Below are 24160 nucleotides of genomic sequence, written 5' to 3' on the forward strand. Positions count from 1 at the left end.
TATCTATTTTCGGTTATTTGTTTTTATAGAAGTCTTTTTGCACCAGCTCAGGATTATTCTCTATCTCTGCCCGCTGGTAAGGAAGAAACCAACTTTCAGGATTCAACAGCCGCGCCCTGATAACCTGGTAAGAATAGCCCATACTATTATTTGTCGCCGATTTGTTGATCAAAACATTTTGATAGCCGGGCCTGCGCGAAACCCTCACTGCAGCAAACCATTCTTTCCCCTCAAAACCAAGTTCCGCTTCGCGTTCCATTAAAAGGCGTGTAAAAAACTCCTCGCCTTCGCCGCCTTCACCCGGCGACAACGCAGGGACATTACAGTGCTCCCGGATTATATTGATCATGGCTTCCGCGTCCGCGTATCGGTTCAGCATGGCGTAGGCTTCTGCTTTCATGAGCAAAATGTCGCGATAGCGATAAAAAATATAGTTGACCAGACGCCGTGTATTATTGGCGCGATAGGCCTGCTGATAAGCTTCCTGGCCCAAAAATTTATAGGATTCCCAACCCGAGCCATACCCGTTGGAAATATCGCCGTTGGTACGAAAAGAGGAAAAGTTTTTATACCGGATGGTATCGGCACTGGTATATTCGGGCAAGACAGGCGGATACAGCACTTCCTCAAAAGCATATTTTGCGTTAATGATATTGACCAGGTAACGAGCGCCATCAGAAGAGGAGGTAGCGTAATGAGCAAACCAATTGTAAACCGGCGAGGCGGGCCCGGTTTGAACGTAATTCATTTCAAAAATACTTTCGCTTGAATTACCGGGATTAAATATACTATACCACTCAAATGGCCCCACCATAGCATCGCGATAGTCGGCATCCAAAGGCGCACAAAGTTGAAGCATCGCTTCATATTCATTTCGCCACAACTTCACATCAGCCCATATAGCCCGAACTGCATTTTTCGTGATACGCCCAAACTTCTTATTCACTTCTTCAAAAGTCTGGGGCGCCTGCCTTAACGCCATTTCCAGATCGGACTCAATAAAATCGAGTAACTCGGCTTCGGTAGAAACCGCTGTAGTCACCTGCTGATTGTCCGACTCGTAGGGTTCTTTAATCAAAGGCACATCTTTGAAAGCTCTCACGAGATAGAAATAATTTAACGCACGCAAGGCATAGGCTTCGCCCATCATTTCGTTTAATTCTGCTTCCCTAAACGTCGGATCATTTTGCAAAGCAATAGGTGCGTTTTTTATAAAAGCATTGATCCACCCGATCGAGCGATAAACTGTAGACCAGGACAGCAGTCCGTTTTCGGGATAAATATCATGCGACATGAATTGCGCGTAGCTATTCGTAAACGAATTGCCCGGCCCCGGCTCGTATAGCGCAGAGCGAATATCGCCCCAGGCATGAAACGAGTTCAGATTATTTGAAATGGATGTATAAAGCCCTACCAGCGAGGCATATACCTGGTCACGGTTTTGCCAGAATTCATTATATACCAGATTATCCGGCTGCTCCACTTCCAGAATTTTATTGCAGGAAATGCAAAGCGCCGCAGAAAGTAAAATCAATTTAATTGTAGCTAAAGTCTTCATACTTTATCGTTAAAAAGTAAAAGTTAAAAACCCAGGTTAACGCCCACTGTGAACTGTCTTGATGGCGCTGTGGTGCTGTTATCAATGCCGAACAGGTACACGCTTCCCGTGATCGGCACTTCAGGATCGAGCCCGAGATAATTCGTCCAGGTGTATAAATTATAAGCGGTCACAAAAAAGCCGAGCTGCTTGATACCGATATTCATTTTGCGCACCAGTTCTTTTGAAGCATTGTAGGTCAAGGAAACGGTTTTCAAACGCAGGTAGGAACCATCTTCCACCCAACGGGTAGAAGCCGCGCTATTCCAGGAATTGTCGGGCTGCGCTCTCGGAATCGTGGTAACATCTCCCTGGCGTCTCCACCGCGCCAAGATCGATTTTGACTGATTGTGGGCAAACTGCATTCTTTCCATGGACAACCTGGTAGCGTTGATAATATCATTTCCAGATTGATATTGTAAATTGAGCGTAAACACCCAGTTCCGGTAGTTAAACGTATTATTCCATCCGCCAAAAAACATGGGGTTCGCATCTCCTATTTGTACGCGATCGAGTTCATTAATCACGCCATCACCGTTGACGTCATCATAAATCATATCGCCTCCTTTAAGTTGTCGGCCGGTTACCGATCCAAAGCGCATATATTTTGGCGTGATGCCATCTGCTTCATAAACGATCGCGCCTGCTTCATCGCGCAGCATAGCATCCTCATCCCGCGCATATACGCCCAATGCATTATATCCATAAAAACCACCGATCACATCGCCCTCCTGAAGTTTGGAGGTAAAGCCCCATTGGCTTACGCTAAATGCATTGGCATCGAAAAGTTCGGGCAGTTCGAGTAATCGGTTCTTATTACTGGCGATATTGAAAAAGGACTTCCAACGCAGCCGCTTTTCATCGCCCTGAAAAATAACCGCTGTAACACCGAGTTCCCATCCGGCGTTGCGCACGCGTCCAAAATTGATATACTGAGAACTATAACCCAAAGTGGAAGAAAGCCGTTCCTGTAGCAGCAGGTTTTTGGTAGTGCGCGAGTAAAAATCGAGCTGGCCGGTAATCCGGCTTTTGAAAAAACTCCAGTCCAGGCCGAGGTTATATTCAGAAGTGCGCTCCTCTCTTATATTTTCACTTGCAAACTTGGAAGGGTAAGTGTAAGTTTCTCCGAGGTAGCCCGTGCCGGTGCCGTACGCAATATCATACAGGTTATTGAGATTGGGTAGGTTGCCGGTCACACCAAAAGCAAAGCGGGGTTTGAAAATGGTGATCCATTCAAGCGGCTCGAGGAAGGACTCGCGGCCCATGTCCCAGGCAGCACCAATGGCCGGGAAAATCGAATAAGGATTGTCTTTGCCGTATCTGGAATCGCCTTCCGACTTGCCGGTGATGGTAAGAAAGTATCGGTCCTGCAACGCATAATGTCCCTGAAGAAACATACCCAGGTATTTTCGTACGCCATACGAACCCGAGGCGCCGGAAATAATAGCAGCAGCATCGGCCGATTTCAACTCTGGCGAAGCCCCGTTATAATACTCCAGTTCAGTAGAGTTGTTCCTGTCCAAATTATAAGTTACCACACCGGTAAATGTCAGTCGCTGCTTATCGTTTGCGATCGCCGACCAGGTAAGCCGGTTATTGTTATTGATCATAAGCTGATAACCTTCGGTTTGCAAGCCGGCATTATAAAGCGCTTCTCCGGGAATAGCATCGGTGGCGTAACCCGGCAGGAAATACTCATCTGCCGATTCTCTAAAGTCAGTTGACACCTGCACCCTGAAATCCAGGTTGGCTCTTATTTTATAATCGAGTGAGGTCGAAGCCATAAAACGATTGGCTCTTGTGAAATACGTAGTATAGTCAATTATCGCCAGCGGATTATATCTCGAATGGGAGGAAATATCAATGTTGCGGTCAACAAAATAGTTGAGGCCGTTTTTTGAATACACAGGGAAATAAGCAGGCGTTTGTCTCGCAAAAAGCATCGGGCTGATTTCTGTCGACGTCAGCGGATGTTCCTGCCCGCGTTTATCGGTAAAGGAATTGGTGTAGTTTACATCAGCCGTAACTTTCATTCGGTCCGATACGCGATAATTTAAATTGAACCGCGTGTTAAACCGGTCGTATCCGGTGCCCTTTGTGGTTCCGTACTGATTGGCATAACCCAAACCCCAGTAATAATTGAGGCGATCGCCACCGCCGCTGAGCGCTGTATTATATTGTTGATACAGGCCTTTTCGAGTAATGACATCCACCCAGTCAGTATTATTATTGTAGATCCAGGCGTCTGACCGCGTAAGGTCGCCGCGTATTTCCGGCCGGGCGGTGCCGTCGTCGATCCCGCCGGTTAATTTTTCAATATAGTAGATGCGCTGTTCATCACCGGATAACATGGGTATCGTTCCCGGCACTTCGGTCATCGTGAACCTGGAATTGAACTGAAATTGAGCCTTGCCCTTTTTACCTCGTTTTGTTTGAATAACGATAACACCATTAGCCCCCCTCGACCCATAAAGCGCGGTAGCCGAGGCATCTTTCAAAATATCAATTGACGCGATATCGGATGGATCGAGATCACCAATAGGACTAAACCCGAAATCGGTTATACTTGACACCTTATAATTGTTGCCGATAATTTCCGCCCCATCGACGATCCACAGCGGGTCGTTCATTCCTGAAATACTCGACACACCCCTGATGCGGATACTCGCTGCTGCGCCGGGATCGCCGCTGGCAGCAACCACCTGGATACCGGGCGCCATTCCCTGTAGCAATTGTTCTACATTCACCACGGGCATCTTATCTGTATTTTCCAGGTCGACAGAAGCCACAGCGCTTGAAAGTTCGCGGCGGTCGATTGATAAAAAACCCATATCCGCCTTTTTCTGAACGGCTGCAATTACTTTCACCACATCCATCGAAATACTGTCTTCCTCAAGATAAATGGTGAAGAAACTTTTATCTGCGATCGGCCATTCCTGCGTTTGATAACCTATATTGGAAAAAGCGAGTTTGGCTGCGCCCGCAATTTTAGTTACCTGAAATTTTCCTTCGGCAGAGGTTTTGGTTCCTTTAAGGGCAAGATCGTTGGCATTTAAAATCATTACAGATACATCTACCAGCGGCTTACCGCCCTTTTTGTCGTAAACCACACCCGCAATAACAGATGTATCCTGCGCATGAGATAGGGCGCTAACGAATAACGCGATCACAATCAGGAATTTCTTCTTTACAAAATTATAGTCCATGATTCTGGATGTGATTTAGTTTAAAATACATTTTTGATTTTGTGGATCACGCCGTTGCTTCCCTGCAAATTCGCCGTTTCCACCTCGGTCTTTTTGCCGCCCGGGTCAGTCACTTCAAAATTTTCCCAGGCCCCATTAATGGTCAAAAGCTCGTTATTTTTATTCGGTATTTGTCCCGTAAACACGCCGTCGGTAAAAACTGCCCGGTTAGGAATGATATATTTCTGAACGAACGTGCGGGCCGTAGCAGCATTCATCGTTGCAACATTGATCCCCCCGCCGGTAATCGCATTGTTGGTAGGCGCTAAAACGGTATAGGTAAAAAAGCCGGTCAGTTCTAACTGAGAAGCGATCCCCGACTTATCGAGCGCCTGTACGAACAAGGAAAGGTTGGGATGTTTTTTCAAGACATCATACAGCGTCAGGGTATCATTTAACCTGTCTAACGGGTTTAAAAAGCCGTCGATTTCGTAAATAGCGCCGTTCGAAGCATTCCATTCGGGTGTGCTTGAAACGAGATTTACTGAATGCCCGGTATAATCATAAAATTTTTCATTTTCATAATAGATATACCCATAACTTGTAGCATAAAATCGCTTCCTGAAGCCACCGTCTTCCCGCACATCAATGTTAAGTATGCCCGCCTGAAGTTGCTGCTTTTTCAGTTCGCGGTCTGTCGGATTTAAATCTTCCGCCAACGGGAAGCCCCATGAAATATCAGATTGAACCAGCAGCGTTTTAGGTGCATGTTGATAATACAGAATATCGTACAAACCCTCTGCCAGGCCTGCATTGAGCAACATCCAGTACCACTGCCCGTATTTTTTATATCGCATCAGGATGCCACCGGCAACACTATTCATCTCCGGCGATTCAATGACTTTATCTACCTTGTAGATAATGCTGTTGCTGGCCTTTACAGAACCTACGATGGCAGCGGGCACGTCCATAATCATGTTTATAAAACCACCCAGTGAACGCCAATTGGGATCGGCTCTTTTTAAATCGCCCTTCAGCCAGATATTATCGACGATGCCGGCACGTATCAAAGAATACATCACTCTTTTGGGAATAGAATCGAGGGTATTGTCGATATAAGGCAGGTAAGGTTCGAAATATGCCTGAATGGCTGCATTGGTAGGCACCAGCAGCGTTGTAATCACCGATTCGCTGGCAAGGTTTCTGCCCACCGAATAAGATTTATATAGCGTCGTGTCAACCCATCCAAACTCATCCTTTTCTCCCAATTCATATTGCACATGCTTTTCAAGCCAGGAACTGAATATAGTTGTTTGCGGGTCAGCCGCCAATGCCTCATCTGTCCTCAGTGTCACGCCCAGTGGCGCTGCCAGGATATGTATGACGCCATTACTTGCATCAATGTCGGCTTCTTCGATCTGAATTCCTTCCACCATAAATCTTTCACTATTGTCAGCAGGGCCATATAAACTCTCGAAGTCTTCCGGCTGGTTTTGAAGAAATGCAGTCGAATAAAGACGGATACGCTTCCCGGGTGTTTTGCCCTCGGCGCGGGTAGTAAAATTGGCCGCCCTTGTTTTAGCGATCAGCGAGCTGGCCTGGTTATAGATTTTGTTGATATCATATTCATAATACATGCCGTTGATGAAATGATAATTGATATACTGGCGGATGACGTGCGCAGGCGCATCTCCGGGTGAACTGTAACCAGCCGAAGCAAAATATTGCTGTACATGCTCGTTGGTGGGCGCCAGGCAGGTATAAATCGCGTTGTCGCCGAGCGTTTTTCTCAGTTGCACTTTGTCGATCAAACCCACGAAGGCTGAAAAGCGGCTGTCTTGCTCCAATACTTCTACAATATTTTTATCCAGCGCATTTTGCGGATGGTAGTATTGCGTGATTTCTTTGCGGCATGCAGTGGTCACAAGCAAAAGAATACTAAAAATGACGCTCCATCGCATCTTAAAAATTCCCATATGCAAACGTTTTTTGATTTGAGAATGAGAGCTTTGTTCAAAGGCAATTACAATATGGCAAGTAATGCACTCATAACATTATGTTCTACATTTAAACAAAAATAATACACCCAACATTGTCTTCCAAATAATTCGCCCCTATTCTTAACTTCTTTCAAGTATTGTTCGAAAAATACACGAATCATCGGCCTTTACCACAATGCCAATGTTATCATTGTGCAACCTTTTTATAACATCTCCAACACCAGCGTTGTGAAACTGATCCGGTCGTAAGGGCTTTTATCACCGTTTTCAAAAATAATTCCTACCCTGTTTTCGTCAACGCGCACCATGTCAGAATAAGCGGCCTTACCCTTAAAAACAGTGGCCAACGTGCGCCAGGTTTGCCCGTTGTCGCGCGAGGCTTTAAGGGCCATATTACTGCGCGTTTCTGCAGCAGCATTCGCTTGCAGCAAGGTCCATCCCTTGCTCGTTTTGAAACTCAACATGCTGGCCTGGCACTTGGGATCAACCAGGTCGGGCCGTATCCTTATGTCGCTCCAGGTATGACCACCATCATGGCTGATGGCCAAACTGCGTGCCCGGTGCGTCAACGACCTAAGATTTAAAAGCAGGCCATCAGCAGTTTCTGCAATCGTACATTCGCCCACGCCCGGTTGCCGGGTCACCTCACCCTTTTGCCAGGTGACGCCATGATCGTCAGAAAAAATGGTGAATGAAAAATTTTGCCTGGTATCGCCTTCTGGTATTACGGCATAGGCCGTCGCGATCAAACGCCCTTTGTAGGCCCCCGTCTGCACCTGGATGCCATGCACCGGCCCGGTACCATAAAACTTCCAATGCCTATCTTTTACTGACGCCGTTATCTCTTTGGGCTTTGACCAGCTAACGCCGTCGTCTTCAGATTTTGTTACAAAAATTCTTTTATTATCGAGACACATCAGCAAATGAATAACGCCGGTTTCCGCATCAACAATCGGAACAGGGTTGCCACAGCTTCGCTCCCCTTCATCCCAAATCACTTTCATATCATCCCAGGTGGCGCCGCCATCGCTGCTTGTGCGCAGCAGCATATTGATATCGCCGTGATCGCCGCAGGGCCCGCCGCAAACCCTTCCTTCACAAAACGCAAGCAGGGTTCCTTTGACCGAACGCACTATTGTTGGAATTCTGAAAAGTGCATAACCATGTTGCTTCCTTGCAAACAGCTGCACATATTTCATCGAATCCCCGGGGAGCCGGCGCTCTGCTACAGTTGCGGCGGCATTGCTTGCTCCCGCTTGCATGACACCAGCTAAAAGAAAATGGATCCCTATGAAAAAACCTCTGATCATGGTCTTTTATATTATGCTTGCATGTCGTGGTGCCTGGGCCGCAGCACGAGAAGTTGAACAATCAATACCAGTAACACCACGCCTGACATGAGGGCAAAATCTCTCCCCAGGTTTCCCGCATCGGTGGATTTACCAAGAAAACTTGTGATGAAAGCGCCGAAGAAAACGCCGGTCATATTCATTAAGCCATAACCGGTTGCCCGGTACTTGGGCGGCACAAACTGGCAAAGTATAGGCATATTATTGGCGTCGAACATGCCGAATCCAAAACCGAACAATACAGCAGCCAGCGTTAGTACAAAAGCTGTATTTCCAAAACCGAGCATCACAATAGCCGGGATAGTAAGAAATACGCCTATCGCGCTTGTATAAATCCGGGCACGCATATTTTTTTGTACCCATCTGTCAGAAATAAGGCCGCCTATAATCACTCCAAAAAGTGAGGAGGAGGCAATAGCGATAGTAGCCATGGGTCCCGCCACCGCCATATCGATGTCGAGACTTTGAGCGAACAGCGTGGGCAGCCAGTTTTTGGTAGCCCATCCCGGCAAACTGGGAATTGCGAAATAAAGCAACATCACCCAAAACGAAACCGTGCTTAACAGCCAAAGAACGCCACTGAAAACATGCTTCTTCTCTCCCGTTATTTTCTCCTGTTGCAAATCGACGGCGGAACGTTTTTCTCTCAGGAAAACAATCAAAATAACAGCATAGACTATCCCAATCAATCCAAAACCGATGAAGGTTTGATGCCAGCTGTATTCGTTCGCAATGGCAGCGCCAAAACCACCCAATGCCTGTCCCATATAAAGGCCAGTCATGTGTATGCCAATCGCTAAAGACCGGGTTTTTGAATGGTGATAATCCGCAATAAGAGACAGCGCTGCCGGAATATAAACCGCTTCGCTGAACCCCATAATACCCCTTAACCATTTTAAGGTTTCGAACGAATCGGCATAGCCCATTAGCAACGTTACAAACGACCAAATAAACAGGCTCAAAACGATCAGCCATTTCCTGTTGACTTTGTCGGCGATGACACCCGACACCGGGCTCATGAGTCCATAAATCCAAAGAAACACAGACATCAGTATACCAAAATTTTCGGCAGACTGGAGTTCGGCAATATCTATTTCCATCGATGGCTTCATCGTCGAAAGCATTTGCCTGTCAAGATAATTCAGCAAGCCTACAAACCATAGCAGGCCTACCACCATCCATTTATAATTCGGGCTTTCCTTTTTCATATACAACAATCGTTTTCCGCTTTATCGGTTTTAATTTTTTTAAGCGACAAGCGCTTGTTCTGAACGGGTTTTACGCGCCTTTTCGAGATGCTGGAAAAACCCTATTTCGTTGAGATAAGCTTCGAGCTCGCGGCACTCCCCATCCGACAATTCGGTAAGAGGAAGCCGGCATCCGCCGAGATCCTGCCCCGTCAGTTTCAAAATTTGTTTTTGCGTAGGAATGGGCGCATACTTCACAAGGGCGCGAATCATTTTGATGCATTCAAACTGCAAGGCGGCCGCTTCTTCCAGTTTCTGTTGCCGGAACAAGTCGATGATTTGAAGATACATGGGTGCGGCAAAGCTGTAGGTACTGCCGATAGCAGCTTTTGCGCCTATCGCCAATGCAGGCAATAAAAGCTCGTCGTAGCCAAAAAGAATATCGTACTTACCATTTTTATAGTGCAGGCAATCCTGGTATTCGTGCAACGTATTGGCCGTATATTTGATGCCCGCGAGATTTGGAATCTTATTTTCAGCGTGTTCTAAAAAGTCAATCGCACTTACCGCCACTCCTGTAACGGAAGGTATATGGTAGTAATAGAAAGGCAGATCCGGGGCTGCAGCCGCAATCAAAGCCATACAGTCGGCCAGGTTTGCTGCAGAGCGGGGTTTAAAATAAAAAGCCGAAACCGCTGAAATAGCGTCTGCACCTGCTTGCTGCGCGTGCGCTGCCAGCTTGCAGGCTTCCAGGATGGAGCTGTGGCCCACATGCGTAAAAATAAGAATGCGCTTGCCCGCAGCTTTTACATAAGCTTCCGTCACTTTCATCCTTTCATCCGTGGTAAGGCTCAACCCTTCCCCGTTGGTACCGCCGACGAAAATACCCTTCACGCCGTCTTTTATTAGCTTTTCAACAATCTGTGGTACCAGCTCCAGCTTCAACGCTTTGTTTTCATCAAACGTACTGAACGTTGCCGCCAGCAACCCCTCGATCTTCTTTATTTTCATATTACTTAATTATTTCTTCAATGTTAATTTTCTCGAAAGTCAAATGCGCCTGGCTTCCTTCGTATATCAGGCCAATGGTGTTATTGTCGACCGAAGTAATGCAGGAATAGCCGCTGCCACTAAACTCATCCAACAATATAAAATGCTCTTCGGGCCAGGTATTCCCATCATCAAAGCTTACCTTAAGCGTGATATGGTTTCTTTTAGTTTTTGAATTCGGGTTCAGAAAAAGCAAGACCGACTTTTCTTTACCGCTCCTGTCGCGATATTCGTGCTTAAAAAGGCTGGCCATACAAACCGGCTCTGGCAAAGCTTTTCGGGAGGTTTTATGGATACTCCATGTATTACCGAGATCTTTGGTTACCGCTACTGCGCGGCCGTTGCCGGGACCGGTTACATTGCGATTAGCGTTGGTTCGCATATTTAGCATGACAGATCCATCTGAAAGTTCCACGGCCATACATTCCGTTGTCGATAAATCATAAGCGGGGTTACTGGTCACCCAGGTTTTTCCACCATCCTTACTATACGTAATATTGGAAAAAGCGCTTCCCGACGCGTTGCGCCCCTGCGTTGGCAATATCAGCGTTCCGTCGCGTAGGGTGATGCCGCTTCCCGGCGCGGGCGCCCAAAGCCACCATTCTTCCTTTTTACACATGCGGGTAAGGTTGACAGGCTCAGACCAGGTTTTCCCGTTGTCTGTGCTTTTTACCAGCAGGAACTGCGCTGTCTGCCGGATATCGAAGCCCGGCTGCGATCCTTTATTTCTCCATTGATGGTTCCAGTCTGTACTCGTGTCAGACAGGTGCTCGATCCATTTGCCCTTATCGTCGAGGACGCCGTGCATCCAAAGGCCTGCAATGAATAAGGTACCTGTTTTCTTATCCACCAAAATACAAGGGTCAGATACACCGTTAAATTTTTCAGGCAATCCTTTAAAGCTCCCCATGTCAATTACCTTTTGAATGGGCAGCCATGTATTGCCCTTGTCGGTGCTTCTGTTTAGTCCAATATCTATGTCTCCCTGCAAATCCCGGCGCGACAGATACCGCGCATCGAAGATCGCAAGCAGGTCGCCATTCAAAGCGGTTGCCAAACCCGGTATGCGGGAGGTGTGCACATTATCCTGCATCGCCTGGCGCACGGCGCTGGCTATGCGATGGGGTGGTTGAAAATCAGGCTTGAACTTTATCTCCCGTCCATTCACTTCCGCCGAAATAAAATGTATGCCCAGTTTGTTGCCAACCTCCGCTGACGCCTCAACATCTACACCGATCCAGACAAAATTCTGTCCTTTATTTAACCTTAAATTCCCATTTAACCCCAGCTTTTGCCCCACCACTTTTTCCCGGCCGCAACCTGCGAAAAGCGGCGCCTTTAAACTCATTTCTTCTGAAAGGTAATTGCTGTCGCTGTTACAGTAGATGCGAATGGCAGCAATATCTTTGAGGTTTGAAGTCCCTTCGAGGCTAATTGAAACCCGGTTCAAATATTGCCATTCTTTTTCATCTCCTGTATTGATTACGGCGCGGGTCAGGATAATGACGCCCCGCTCCTTCACCACCGGGATACGGAAGGTACGAGGGGTGGGCGCTTCATCCACAGCCCAGACCGGCAGGGCCGCACACAGCGAAAAAAATAAATAAATTGTTTTCCAATTTTTTAACAAAGACATCATATCGGCAAACATCTTTTAGCAGTTTCTGAATCCTACCATTTCTTTATCTCCGGATCTGGTTTCCGGCTTCAAAACAATCGCAACCTATCAATTCTACATTTAGTCATTATGTTCTACATAACAAATGTATATATTTAAACCGAATTACAAAATTTATTTTCATAATTTTTGCATCCAGCCGGGGAGTAGCCGTTGGGCCACTTTCCTCACCGCCGCCACCTCGTTTTCTGGTATCCATTGATAAGGCCAGCGCAGCCGTGTGCCGATATCAGCCCAGCCACCCGTTGCCGCCAGTAATTTGTCGAGCGCCGGATTGCTAAAGCCGGCTTTGGCGAAGGGCACAACGCCCACTTCAAAAAAGTACTGTATTTGCTGCTCGATGCGGAGCGCTTCCTGTAGGTCTGCTTCCATCAGTTGCCACCACTCCTGTGCTGCGGCGGGATTGATGCAGGCCACATTTGAATAGGCGCCTGCCGCCAGGCCACGCGATACGCCTGTTGCTAAATGATGCCCCGGCACAAAAACGGCCGCTCTTCCTGCCACCTCTTTCATTTCGCCATACCAAAGTTCGTCACCGTCTAACAGTTTTATACTAATCAGCGTTGGCACATTGTTTAATAAACTTTGGTAAGCTGCGGGCGACAACACCCGTTTTGCATGAGGCGGATTATAAAACACTAATGGTATCGTACCTGCTGTAGCGGCTATTTTTGAGAAGAACCTGATCACTTCCGCGTCGTTTAATCCCACCCAGTCGGGGAGCACCACCTGGTAAGCTGAAGGGGCCAGTACGCGCGTACGTTCGATCCGGGCTATCATAGTTTGAGGCACAGCATGAGATACACCAATTTGAAACGCCATGCCTGCAGCATTGCATTTATCAGCCAGCAACTGATTGACCTGGTCAAATTCTGCTTCTGTTTGTGTATGAAATTCGCCAGCCGTCCCGTTGGAGTAAATACCATTGACGCCAGCAGATATCAACGCATCTATTTCGTCGGATAGCCGGCGATAATCGATGGTATCGTCTGCATTGATGGGCAACAACAACGTTCCCCAGTTACCTTTACAATCAGCTTTACTTAGCGGTTGCATCCTTTTAATCCTTTTATTTTTGGGGGGTTGCGATTAAAATACGGTTAGTTCTTACACCAGGGCGCACTTCGCCGGAAGGCAGCACAATATGATTCTTCCACAAAACCAAAGGTGTGGTGACCGGAGCCCAGGTGCTGGCATTGGGCTGATTTTCAGGATCCGGTTGGGTATCCGTATAAACCGCGCCTGCCACACTCCAGTCGGCCTGCAGCGGATCATACGCCAAAATATCTTTGCTAAAACCGGGATGCTTATCCTTTAGCTTTTCATTTTGCCCAGCGTACTTTCCGTCATCGCCGCCAAAAACCAACAACCTTCCGCGTTCGTCTGTATAAGCTGGTGACGGCGCCGCAACCACGGCGTGAGGTAGGCTTTTTAGCTGCTGCCAACCCGTTTCTGGTGCGTAGGCAAAAGCATCGTTCAAGTATTGGCGCCGGGCTACACTATCACCCGGAGGGACACTAAGCTGTGCGCCACTAAACAAGTAAAATGTGCCATTTGCTGCGCCTGCCACGCTCAACATACGTGGTGGGCCAGGCCAGCCAGGCAGTAGCTTCCACTGCTGCGCCGAAGCAGGCGCCTCAAGATCCAACGATAAGAAAGCGCTTTCTGTGGAAGTGGCGCCGGGCGCACTTAATCCGCCGGCGATATAAACCACGCCACCAACAATCGCTCCGCAAGCGTTGGCCAGCGGTTGCGGTAGCGAGGGCATCCGCTCTATTTGTAAACTGTCTGCTTCGTAAGACAAAAAATATACATCAGCATAATGCCGCTGCTGATCAGCACCGCCGATCAGTATTATACCATCCCGCCATGAAAGGGATACGCCATATCCCATCGCCTGCGGCAGTTTACCCGCCTGTTTCCAACCTTTAGTTTCATTTTCAAAGATCCATATCTGGTCATGCCAGGTCTTCACGCCGCCCGACCAGGGCCTTGTGCCCTCCGGAAATTGTGCGCCGCCGGCTACGATCAAATGGTTGTTACTCACGCCTGCAAAACTTCCAGCAAAACCAACCCTGTCGGGCAGTTGCGGCAGCTGGGACCACTGGAACACCTCTGCGGCACCTTCCTGATTTTTACACGATACGAAAAGCATAAGAAAAAAACTAAAGGCAAAAAATCTATACATCATCATTCTTTAAACAAAAAAATTTCGAATAGGCATTTTTGTTTCCAAAAAACAAAAAGGTCATAGCCATTTATTCGCTTCCATCCAATTGAGACAGCGTTGAAACCAATCGTCTTTGTTAGATTTGTTACGCAAACCATAACCATGGCCGCCTGAAGTATAAATATGCATTGCTGCTTTTACTCCTTCCTGCATTAAATGTTGGTAATAAGCAATGCTGTTGCCCACCGGCACAACACGATCATCAGAACTGTGTAAAAGAAAAGCGGGCGGCGTATCCTTTGACACCTGCAATTCATTGGTATATAAACGAACAGCGGCTTGATTAGCGGTATCGCTGCCTAAAAGCGCTCGCCTCGAACCCTTATGGCTGAGGCTGTCACCAAAACTGATGACCGGATACACCAATATGGAAAAATCCGGACGCAAACTGGTCCGCGACGGGTTTTCAATCTGAGGGCGATTAAAATGAGTAGATAAAGTAGCGGCGAGATGGCCGCCGGCTGAAAAGCCTGCTACGCCAACCCGGTTCGGGTTTATATGCCATTCACCAGCTCTTTCCCTGATCAGTTGAAGGGCGCGTTGCGCATCCTGTAGCGGGCCAATAGAAATATCGTTCATGATTTTTGCGTTCGGCAACCGATATTTTAAGACGAAGGCTGCAACGCCTGCTTTTACAAAAGCTGCTGCCACCTCTGATCCCTCCTGGTTCATGACCAGATAAGAATAGCCACCGCCGGGGCAAATCAGAACTGCAGTACCGTTTGCATTTTCGGGAGGGGGCAAATACGCCGTTATGGAAGGCTGCTGAACGTACCTGACTAAAACCCTTCCGGTCGCGGTCGTGTCCCATTTTTCAACGATATCCTGCCGGGGAATGGCATTGGGCACTACCTCGTAGAGCGGAATGGATGTTTGCGCCCGACCCATTCCGGGCATGAAACATAGTAAAGCACAAAAAAATTTTATACAAATCCGGAAAGTTATCCGTGCGGGCAAATTAATCAAATTCATTTTTGATATGTGGCTAAAAACCGTTTTAAACTTGTAATTATGTTCTACATATCAAATATAGCTTTTTATATTAGTCTGCGTAAATTTTTATTTAATTTTTGAAAGGTCAGAGGTCGGCGGTTTGTTCTTCCAGCATCAACGGCACCGTAGCATGGTCTTCGTCTGCTCTTAACACAATGCCCTGCCCGTCGATGATCCGGAATTTCGCTTCTTTCTTTTTGAAAACATTCCACCAGCTTTTTTGATCGTATATAATACGCTGGGCCCTGAATGCAAAAACCACACTGGTATCAGCATTTTCATGCGTCAGGGTAACACCTTTATTTTTATTTTTAGATACATTGACGTTGGCATCAACAATTCCTTTGATCGACGCTTCTACATCTACCTGTGTACCGGAAGCATCTTCCACCGTTACGGAAAAAGAATTGCTTTTCAAGATATGTGTAATTACGTATAGTTCGCTGTCTTTTAGTTTTTCTTTGAACGAATTGAATTTGCCCTCCACCGGTTCAGAGCTGCTGATGAAATTATCCAACTCCAGCATATCTACTTTATCCTCCATTACATTTTCATAAGTGATTGCTACTTTGTGGCTTATGTCTACCGCTGCTTTGGCAGAAAGATTCCCCATTTTTAGCTTCTTCAATAACCAGTCGAGCGCAGAAACACCAGCTTCCGCATCAAAAACTACCGATGCTTCACCTTTAATTGTGGTAACCGAGTTATCCCTTTTGATAACCGGCAGGGCCGCGTCTTCTATCGCAAACAACTTATCTACCGTGCTTTCCACGGCTTTAACATCCTTGCCTTTTTTATATAAAAGCATCAGCGGAGCAATGTCTTCCCGAGGCAGCGCAACCAAATTATAACCATATTCGGCGAGCAGATTTTTAAGCACTTTAGTCATGTTTATATGTTTTTGTTGATTAATACAGGAATATCATACACGGGGATATCATAGGTACCGAAATCGATGGTTGCGTTTTGAATAGCTGCTCTGCCGGCTTCATGGCATTTGGGAATATCGGAGCCTTCCTGAGCAAAAAACGTTTTGTAAAAAGCAGCAGCGTAGATAATGCCCGCATCGGCCGGGAAGACGCGACGCGTACCGATCACATGGTCACAATATGCTTTTATGGCCTCTGCATGCGCTTCGGAATTACAGGCGCTCAGGATAATGCATAGAGGCGTTAGCGAAACTTTCGCCGCATATGATTGAATCGCCGCGGCAAATTCTGTCACCGGCATGGGGAAGGGGTCTTTCTGATCATCTTCAAAGTAAAGGCCTTCTTTTAATGTGTTATGCATACAAAAATGAAGATACTCGGGTTGATACCACTCCAGGTGTTCCATCAATTCATTTTTTCTGACAGAGGTTTCAATTTCTATATCATAGGCTTCCCAATTACCTTCATTGCGCAGCGCCCTTTTTATCTCCCTGTATTCATCTTCAAATTTTGTCCGGCTTTTATTATTGGGGCTGGTGCAAATAAAAAGGATGATTTTGCGGGCCATCTTATCCAGGATCTTATTGACATTCTCCCGGATATAAGTGTTTTTAAAATTATAAATACCTTCTTCGAGTTGTGAAAAAGTATCAGGTGTGCTCGACCTGTCACTTCTCAACGCAAAATCCAAAAGATTTTTCTGCCTGATGGTGTAGCGGGTATGGCTAAAAATCTTCTTCCCTGTTTTCTCGAAATAACGGTCGACCGCCTTTGCCTGTTCGCTACCAGGTTCTATTACGACAGCCCTGGTTTTAATAGCGCTCAAAACATGACGCATGGTTTCTTTTTCAAGGTGAATGCGCAGCAGATTGATGCGAAGGTTTCTGATCATCTCTCTCACTTCTGCTGACTGATCAGGTTTTGCAAAAGGCATTTCAATAAGCCATACTTTGTAAAACATATCATTGTGCCTTAGCCTGCAGCCATAAAGGTTCAGCTTTTCCGTGGTGCCCGGAAGTTCCATTGCTTCGATGAGTGACGTGTGAGGCGGCAACCTAAAAGCATCGCTTTTTGTAAAAACCGCCAGCACCAGCACATCGCCGGCCTGCACCAGTTTGCTTTTTTCAGGAACCTGAACGTTGGCGGGCGTTGAGGACCGGTAATACATTTTGGCCAACCTGGAACCGGCCGAGGAAAGCCGCGTTGACGCGCCATCGATCGTTACCGGTAAATTGCCATAATGATGGATCATCGATTCCAGGCTCGCTTCTTTGATATCCAACTGCTCTATCAATTGCTCTGTATTATCCACAAATCCAGCTTCTATGCGGCCCAGGTAATCTTCAGAGGAAGCGTATCGGCGATAGGATTTAAATATATTGGTGCGAACGCCCCGCGCCTCATCCAATGGATAACCCAACTTATGCAGGTTTTTATATCGCATGGCCAGGTGGGCATTACAATAAAAACCTTCTCCCGGCCAATCATCGCTGCCGCCAGCGCTGCGCATACTGACGGCGCCAAATTTCCTGATAAAACGTTTTGAAGAAGCCCCGAGATTACCCCATTCGGGATAAGCCAATTTGACCTCGTTATTATTTAACAACGGCCTGCAATCAATAATAGGGAATTGAAATACCAGGTGCATGGCTCTGAGCAGTTAGGGTTAAAAAATGGAGGGGTCTCACAAAGATTACCCCCCTCTCTGAACGATTTTGAATCATTAAATATGACTCTCGAAAACCGGATCTAAAAGATCACATCAGCGCCAACAACCGAAAAATTTTTTTCGGCCGGTTGACCATAGAAAGTTATTTCAATTTTATTGACTTTGCAAATTTTTGTTTTGAAGCAACAAAAAGGTTGGTTTTTAACGTGGCAAAACCTGTCTTTCCCTTTCGCGATCGAGCAGGGCGCGCAGTTCTTTTACTTTATCGGGATGCGATTCGGCAAGGTTATACTTTTCACCAATATCGTTTTTCAGGTTATAAAGCTGATCGGTTTTCGAACCGCCCGATTCTGTGTAGGTTTCTTTAAAATAGGGAGGAATATTATTTGCAGGGATAAACTTCCAATCACCGCAAACAATCGCCAGTTGTCGCGAGTGCTCCACAATGCAATCACGCCCAGCCTTGGTTTTCCCCAGGAATGCCTGCCAAAGATCGCGGCTGTCGGCAGCTTCACCCGCGGGAACTACTACGCGGAGCAAACGGGCGAAAGAAGCGAGCAAATCAATTTGACCCACTAAAGCATCACTAACGCCGGGTTTTATTTTTGCAGGCCAGCTGATGATAAAAGGCACGCGCGTTCCACCTTCTAAAAGGCTGTATTTGCCACCGCGCAGCGGCCCGGCCGGTTTGTGGCTACCATTGAGTTCTACATCTTTGTCATTATATCCGTCATTTAACACGGGCCCATTGTCGCTGCTAAAAATAATGATCGTGTTTTTGTCGATGTCGAGCCGTTCCAACTCCATCATGATCTCCCCTACCGCCCAGTCGAGCTGCAGGATCGCATCGCCTCTCAGGCCGAGTTTGCTTTTTCCTTTAAACATGGTGCCTGGCATCCTTGGCGCGTGCGGCTCCGTGAGATTGTAGGTCAGGAAAAAAGGCTGGCGATAATGATCTCTGACAAACGCTTTGGCCTTTTCTAAAAAAGTGAAGCCGAGCTCCTCGTCTGTCCAGCGGGCCAGCTTTCCGCCGGTCATATAACCCATGCGGCCGATACCGTTAACGATTGTTTGATCGTGTCCCTGCTGCGGGTCAGGAAATAGTTTCAGCAATTCCGGATGTTCTTTGCCGGTAGGGTCGCTGCCGATTTTCTTTTTATAATTGACTTCAATGGGATCGCCGGAATCGATATTAAGCACGCTGCCGTTCTCCAGGAAGACGGTAGGTACGCGATCGGCTGTCGCCGGAAAAATAAACGAATAGTGGTAGCCAACTTCATTGGGCCCGGGCTTTATCGGTTCGTTCCAGTTTTTGTCAATGCTATTGCCCAAACCAAGATGCCATTTACCAACCAGCCCGGTTTGATAGCCCGCCTGCTGAAACACGCGCGCCAGCGTCATCCGATCCGTCGGAATGATCAGGGCGGCATCTCCCGGAAGAATGCCCGTACCCTGACGGCGCCATGGATATTCGCCCGTCATCAGGCCGTAACGCGAGGGTGTGCAGGTAGAAGACGTCGTATGTGCATTCGTAAAGCGCAGCCCGCGTTGAGCGAGCCGATCGAGGTAAACGGTTTCGACGCCGGTGCCGCCATAGCAAGACGGATCGCCATAGCCCAGGTCATCCGCATAAATTAGAATGACATTAGGCTTTTTTCCGGACTGCGACTGGGCCGCTGACACGATCAGCAATAACGCCGGCAGGACGGCTATTCTAAAAATTTCTTGTAAATGAGTTCCCATTGTATTGAAAGACATAATGTGCATTTTTAAAGGCTGTTGGCAGCAGCAAAGCTTATATATCCGTGTCTCCGGAAGCTGCGCTTATTTATTGTTTCAACCAAACTCCCATCAAACCTCGTATTGGTTAAAAATAAAATTAAAGATCGATTGAAGAACGACTGCGCATTTTTATTCATCAGATCGTCCATTCTTTTCATAATATATACAATTTTCAGGTGCTTATTTTTCAAGATCTTAGCGGGTATGACAACGCTACACTTGGAACGAAGAGGACTACCCCTATTTCTTGCCTTTACTATTTTTCTGACTGGCTTTTCTCTCTGCGCACAGGAGCGGATTTCTTTGGCCGGAGATTGGTCAGTCCGGTTAGATGCGGACAGCAGCTTCTACAACAGTGGTGCGCCGCCACAACAATTCACAAAAAAAATAAACCTGCCGGGAACGACCGATGAGGCGCGCCTGGGCATTGCTACTCATGGCTCCGATTACGGTATCCTTACCCGCGCCTATAAACATATCGGCCCGGCCTGGTATCAACGCCAGATTCACATACCTTCTTCCTGGAAGCAAAAAAATATTACCCTTTTTTTAGAGCGGGTTTTGTGGGAAAGCAAAGTTTTTATCGATGGAAAAGAACGATCAACGCTATCTCCATTATACGTGCCGCATCAGCATTCATTAGGCGTTTTGAAACCAGGCGCCCATACCCTTACTATTTGTATAAATAATGACCTGATACATAATATCGGCGATAAGGGGCATGGTTATACCGAGTACACGCAAAGTATATGGAATGGGATCGTGGGACGAATAGAACTCAGGCCCGAAAGCGCCCACCATATTCAAAATGTGAAAACCTATCCCGACGCCGCACAGCGCAGCGTCGGACTTAAAATTTCATTGAACCCCAACGCATCGTTGCAACCGCTGATCATCGACGCGGCGCTTACCGAAGCCGCCACCAATAAAACAGTGAAGCAACAGCGATTTTCGATCCGGCAACCGAAACATGAAATCGAATTGTCGCTAAACGACCTCCCGCCTGTGAAAACCTGGGATGAATTTGACCCCCATTTATACAATATCTCCATCACACTGAAACACGGAAAAAAAACCACGAACTGGAGCGGCCAGGTCGGTTTCAGAAAATTATCTACCACGCCCCACAAAATCGTCATCAATGATAAAAAAACTTTCATAAGGGGTAATTTAGATTGTGTTCATTTTCCGCTTACAGGCTACCCCTCCTGCAATGTGGAAGACTGGATAACAATTTTTAAAAAATATAAATCCTACGGACTGAACACCGTACGCTTTCATTCATGGACGCCGCCCGAAGCCGCTTTCATTGCGGCCGACCAGCTGGGCATTTATATTCAAACGGAAATCATTTGGCTTGACTGGTGGATGGCCGGCGAGCGAAAAGAGCGTCCGGAAATGAACACCAAAGGCTTCCCTCAGGGACTGGGAAAAAATCCGAATGCCGACGCTTTTGTGCAGGCAGAAATGAAGCGCGTGATCGACACCTATGGCAACCATCCCTCGTTTGCGTTTTTTTGCATCGGCAACGAATTGGGCAACTCCGATTTCGACGTAATGCAGCAATGGATTTCAAAAATGAAATCAGCGGATCCCCGGCGCCTTTACGCTGTTTCAACAGCCAGAAAAATAATGCCGGTTGATGATTATATGGTGACACATAATATTCCGAACGTTGGCCGCACCTACGGCTATAGTTTAAATAAAACGGACGCCGGGCTGGAAGCTAACTACAGCAAAGCGCAGATTCCCATTATTGCTCATGAAGTGGGCCAGGCGCCTGTTTATCCCGAATGGAAGGAAATCGACAAATACAAAGGCGTACTCAAAGCCCGGAATCTTGAAGGTTTTAAAGCAGTAGCCATTCAAAACGGAATTGTCGATAAAGACGAAGACTTTCATAAAGCTACCGGCGCGCTTCAGCAATTGCTATATAAAAATCTGATTGAAAATATAACGCTGGCTCCTTCGAGCGCGGGGTTTCAAATGTTGAGCATGACCGATTACCAGGGCCAGGGCGAGGCGCTAATTGGGTGGCTGGATTGCTTCTGGGACGACAAAGGCACTACACCGCCCGGCGTTTTCAAAAGCTATAGCAATGCAGTGGTGCCGCTTATACGCACTTCCAGTTTTACTTATACTTTAGACGATACGCTGAAGCTAAACATGGAGCTTGCCAATTATAGCCAATCGGACCTTCATCAAAAATTACAATGGGAAATAACAGACCTTTCCGGAAAGCCAATTGATAAAGGCATGGCGGGGAAAGACTTGTTTCCGCAGGGTGCATTAACCACGGCGGATAGCCTGGCGCTACCTTTGGCCAACTTTCCGCGAGTGGCGGGTGAGTATAAATTCCGGCTTTTCCTGGAAGATAACAGTTACAGTAATGATTGGAGCTTTTTTGTATTTCCGCCGGCCCGTGCATTATCGATTAATACAGATGGTATTTACATTTCGAAAGAATGGGATACTGTCACGGATAGTATATTGAACGCTGGTGGTAAAGTGTTGTTACTCGCAGATAAGCTGGGCACAAAAGAAAGTTCGGCGCCGGTAAGCTTTACGCCGTTGTTTTGGAGCGCCAGCTTTTTCCCAGGTCAAAGTAATGAGACCTTAGGCTCATTCATCAATCACAAAAGTGAAATTTTCCGTCACTTCCCTACGGACTATTTTACAAACTGGCAATGGTTTAAGCTTACGGCGGGCGCCAAATACTTTAAGCTATCCGATATGCCGAAGCGTTTCCAGCCGCTGGTACAACCTGTTTCCGACTTCCATTACAACGAGAAGCTGGGCAGTATTTTTGAAACCAAGGTCGGGAAGGGCAAGTTACTCATATGCGGATACGCCCTGCAACAAAAGGATAACGCCTATGCCACGCAACTGCTTTACAGCATGATCGCTTATATGAAAAGCGATGCCTTTAATCCTCAGGACGCGTTGCCAATAGCGACATTAAAAAAAGTGCTGGCTAAAACACCGGAAGCCATTCAGGCCTATCCGCTGCCTGATGCTTTCCGATCCGCTGCGCTTTATATCAAAGCAGGAAATGCGTCGGAAAAAGATAAACAATGGCAAGCCTCTGAAGATATTGTCGCCGTCAATAAAAATTACAAGTATGCAATGTCGGCTGTAAATATCACTAAATATGCTTCGGGTGCGGCCTGGAGCGGAAAAAACATATCGATTAACTTAGTGCCGCCTGCCGGCGTAAAAGGGTATATTTACCTACACCTGCTTCCAACTGGCCAACCGGACGTTGAAGGGCGCGTCACAATCGAAGGCCGGGAACTGGAAACCGGCAACATTCCGGCAAAGGGCAAGTGGATCAAAATTTTTATGATGCGCGAAGACACCAATGATGGTAAGGTTCAGGTTCAGCTGAAATCCGGCCATTCATCGCCGTTGCTGTTTGATGAACTGGTGGTAATGGAAGAAGAATAAGACAGCGTCATAGTCAACTTAGAAAGCATTACGCGAAGGCGCACAAGTTTATAAACCGCCGTTGGCGACAAGGCCTCTTATTTTTTTAATTTATGCACCCGTTCTATCTTAGCTGCGACGGCCATTTGCAGTGAGAGGAATATTGGTAATATTGCTGCTGCATCAATTAAACAAAAAGCATGCTTTATCGAAAAAAGGATGGGTTCCAGGCTCAGAAAGCGATTGTGCTGCCGCCGGCAATTATAAAACTGTTCGAACAAAGCGCGATCACTTCAGGTTTGTATCTCACAGATATCGGCTATTACCCCAAAGCGAAGTTTCACTACCGCCATCGCGAACATGGCTCTGCCCAACATATACTTATTTATTGCATCGACGGAGCCGGTGTGGCCAAAGTGGAAGATCAGCAAATACTTATCCGCCAGGGGCAATATTTAATCCTTCCAAAAAATGTGAAACATATTTACCGCGCCGATGAACAAAAGCCCTGGTCTATTTTTTGGGTTCATTTTAAAGGCCATTTGGCGCCTCAGTTTGTAGCGTTGCTAAAAAAGAAAGGTGATGTTTTTTCAAACGCGGTTTCTTTTGATAAAAGAAGAATAGAACTTTTCGACCAGATTTATGATACGCTACAAACAGGCTACAGCATCGACAACCTGAATTATACCTGCATTTTATTACAGCATTATCTAGCCACTTTTTGCTATCCGCAAATTTTTACGCCGCCCCAGCGGGAGCAGGAGGACGAAATCGATATTGCCATACGATTTATGCAGGAGCATATCGACAAGTCCTTAAACCTGCAAACATTGGCAGCACATGTTTACCGTTCTGTCTCCCATTTTTCCGCGCTGTTCAGAAAAAAAACCGGCTACCCGCCTCTGGAATATTTTAACCAGATTAAAATGCAACGTGCCTGTCAGCTGCTGGAGTTTACAGATTTGCAGATAAAAGAACTGTCTGCCCAACTCGGCTACCAGGATCCTTTTTATTTCTCCAGGCTGTTTACAAAAATGATGGGCCTATCGCCGCTCGAATACCGCAAAAAGAAAAAATTCAACTAA

Annotated in this window: 15 protein-coding genes; 2 read left to right on the plus strand and 13 right to left on the minus strand. The window is 46.8% G+C overall.

The features are described from left to right. Positions 1 to 13: 13 nt before the first annotated feature. From ABDK00_RS12540 to ABDK00_RS12600, 13 genes are all read right to left on the minus strand, one after another. Positions 14 to 1558 (minus strand): RagB/SusD family nutrient uptake outer membrane protein, encoded by a 1545-nt coding sequence (locus tag ABDK00_RS12540; RefSeq protein WP_346237057.1) that lies wholly within the window; start codon positions 1556 to 1558, stop codon positions 14 to 16. Positions 1559 to 1581: 23 nt separating this feature from the next. Continuing rightward, entirely contained in the window at positions 1582 to 4803 is a 3222-nt protein-coding gene (locus ABDK00_RS12545) for a SusC/RagA family TonB-linked outer membrane protein (protein ID WP_346237056.1), read from the minus strand. 20 nt (positions 4804 to 4823) lie between these two features. Next, entirely contained in the window at positions 4824 to 6758 is a 1935-nt protein-coding gene (locus ABDK00_RS12550; protein WP_346237055.1) for a fasciclin domain-containing protein, read from the minus strand. A 227-nt stretch (positions 6759 to 6985) separates the two neighbouring features. Beyond that, entirely contained in the window at positions 6986 to 8092 is a 1107-nt protein-coding gene (locus tag ABDK00_RS12555; protein WP_346237054.1) for a sialidase family protein, read from the minus strand. 11 nt (positions 8093 to 8103) lie between these two features. Further along, complete coding sequence (locus tag ABDK00_RS12560; protein ID WP_346237053.1) at positions 8104 to 9339, minus strand: MFS transporter; 1236 nt, start codon at positions 9337 to 9339, stop codon at positions 8104 to 8106. Positions 9340 to 9378: 39 nt separating this feature from the next. Continuing rightward, positions 9379 to 10329 carry a dihydrodipicolinate synthase family protein gene (locus ABDK00_RS12565; protein ID WP_346237052.1) on the minus strand — a complete coding sequence of 317 codons (951 nt, stop codon included), beginning with the start codon at positions 10327 to 10329 and terminating at the stop codon, positions 9379 to 9381. A 1-nt stretch (position 10330) separates the two neighbouring features. Next, complete coding sequence (locus ABDK00_RS12570) at positions 10331 to 12007, minus strand: exo-alpha-sialidase (RefSeq protein WP_346237051.1); 1677 nt, start codon at positions 12005 to 12007, stop codon at positions 10331 to 10333. A gap of 159 nt (positions 12008 to 12166) precedes the next feature. Then, positions 12167 to 13102, minus strand: a complete 936-nt coding sequence (locus ABDK00_RS12575) for a dihydrodipicolinate synthase family protein (RefSeq protein WP_346237050.1) — start codon at positions 13100 to 13102, stop codon at positions 12167 to 12169. Between the two features lie 13 nt (positions 13103 to 13115). Then, a complete protein-coding gene (locus ABDK00_RS12580) occupies positions 13116 to 14201 on the minus strand; it encodes a galactose oxidase (RefSeq protein WP_346237049.1) in 1086 nt (361 codons plus the stop codon). 93 nt (positions 14202 to 14294) lie between these two features. Continuing rightward, complete coding sequence (locus tag ABDK00_RS12585; protein WP_346237048.1) at positions 14295 to 15173, minus strand: alpha/beta hydrolase; 879 nt, start codon at positions 15171 to 15173, stop codon at positions 14295 to 14297. A 181-nt stretch (positions 15174 to 15354) separates the two neighbouring features. Then, on the minus strand, positions 15355 to 16158 hold the full coding sequence (locus tag ABDK00_RS12590; protein WP_346237047.1) for a hypothetical protein: 804 nt from the start codon (positions 16156 to 16158) through the stop codon (positions 15355 to 15357). A 2-nt stretch (positions 16159 to 16160) separates the two neighbouring features. Next, a complete protein-coding gene (locus ABDK00_RS12595) occupies positions 16161 to 17846 on the minus strand; it encodes a hypothetical protein (RefSeq protein ID WP_346237046.1) in 1686 nt (561 codons plus the stop codon). Positions 17847 to 18068: 222 nt separating this feature from the next. Continuing rightward, positions 18069 to 19625, minus strand: a complete 1557-nt coding sequence (locus ABDK00_RS12600) for an arylsulfatase (RefSeq protein WP_346237045.1) — start codon at positions 19623 to 19625, stop codon at positions 18069 to 18071. Between the two features lie 228 nt (positions 19626 to 19853). On the opposite strand from ABDK00_RS12600, the gene ABDK00_RS12605 reads away from it, so the two are divergent. Both ABDK00_RS12605 and ABDK00_RS12610 read left to right on the plus strand, forming a co-directional pair. After that, entirely contained in the window at positions 19854 to 23096 is a 3243-nt protein-coding gene (locus ABDK00_RS12605; protein ID WP_346237044.1) for a glycoside hydrolase family 2 TIM barrel-domain containing protein, read from the plus strand. A gap of 179 nt (positions 23097 to 23275) precedes the next feature. After that, positions 23276 to 24160 carry an AraC family transcriptional regulator gene (locus tag ABDK00_RS12610; protein ID WP_346237043.1) on the plus strand — a complete coding sequence of 295 codons (885 nt, stop codon included), beginning with the start codon at positions 23276 to 23278 and terminating at the stop codon, positions 24158 to 24160.

The sequence above is a fragment of the Niabella insulisoli genome, assembly GCF_039652435.2.
In the GTDB taxonomy this organism is placed as follows: Bacteria; Bacteroidota; Bacteroidia; order Chitinophagales; family Chitinophagaceae; genus Niabella; species Niabella insulamsoli.

Coding starts and splice junctions, on each gene's coding strand:
- ABDK00_RS12540 (WP_346237057.1), bottom strand. CDS start 1,558: ATGAAGACTTTAGCTACAATTAAATTGATTTTACTTTCTGCGGCGCTT.
- ABDK00_RS12545 (WP_346237056.1), bottom strand. CDS start 4,803: ATGGACTATAATTTTGTAAAGAAGAAATTCCTGATTGTGATCGCGTTA.
- ABDK00_RS12550 (WP_346237055.1), bottom strand. CDS start 6,758: ATGGGAATTTTTAAGATGCGATGGAGCGTCATTTTTAGTATTCTTTTG.
- ABDK00_RS12555 (WP_346237054.1), bottom strand. CDS start 8,092: ATGATCAGAGGTTTTTTCATAGGGATCCATTTTCTTTTAGCTGGTGTC.
- ABDK00_RS12560 (WP_346237053.1), bottom strand. CDS start 9,339: ATGAAAAAGGAAAGCCCGAATTATAAATGGATGGTGGTAGGCCTGCTA.
- ABDK00_RS12565 (WP_346237052.1), bottom strand. CDS start 10,329: ATGAAAATAAAGAAGATCGAGGGGTTGCTGGCGGCAACGTTCAGTACG.
- ABDK00_RS12570 (WP_346237051.1), bottom strand. CDS start 12,007: ATGATGTCTTTGTTAAAAAATTGGAAAACAATTTATTTATTTTTTTCG.
- ABDK00_RS12575 (WP_346237050.1), bottom strand. CDS start 13,102: ATGCAACCGCTAAGTAAAGCTGATTGTAAAGGTAACTGGGGAACGTTG.
- ABDK00_RS12580 (WP_346237049.1), bottom strand. CDS start 14,201: ATGCTTTTCGTATCGTGTAAAAATCAGGAAGGTGCCGCAGAGGTGTTC.
- ABDK00_RS12585 (WP_346237048.1), bottom strand. CDS start 15,173: ATGCCCGGAATGGGTCGGGCGCAAACATCCATTCCGCTCTACGAGGTA.
- ABDK00_RS12590 (WP_346237047.1), bottom strand. CDS start 16,158: ATGACTAAAGTGCTTAAAAATCTGCTCGCCGAATATGGTTATAATTTG.
- ABDK00_RS12595 (WP_346237046.1), bottom strand. CDS start 17,846: ATGCACCTGGTATTTCAATTCCCTATTATTGATTGCAGGCCGTTGTTA.
- ABDK00_RS12600 (WP_346237045.1), bottom strand. CDS start 19,625: ATGTCTTTCAATACAATGGGAACTCATTTACAAGAAATTTTTAGAATA.
- ABDK00_RS12605 (WP_346237044.1), top strand. CDS start 19,854: ATGACAACGCTACACTTGGAACGAAGAGGACTACCCCTATTTCTTGCC.
- ABDK00_RS12610 (WP_346237043.1), top strand. CDS start 23,276: ATGCTTTATCGAAAAAAGGATGGGTTCCAGGCTCAGAAAGCGATTGTG.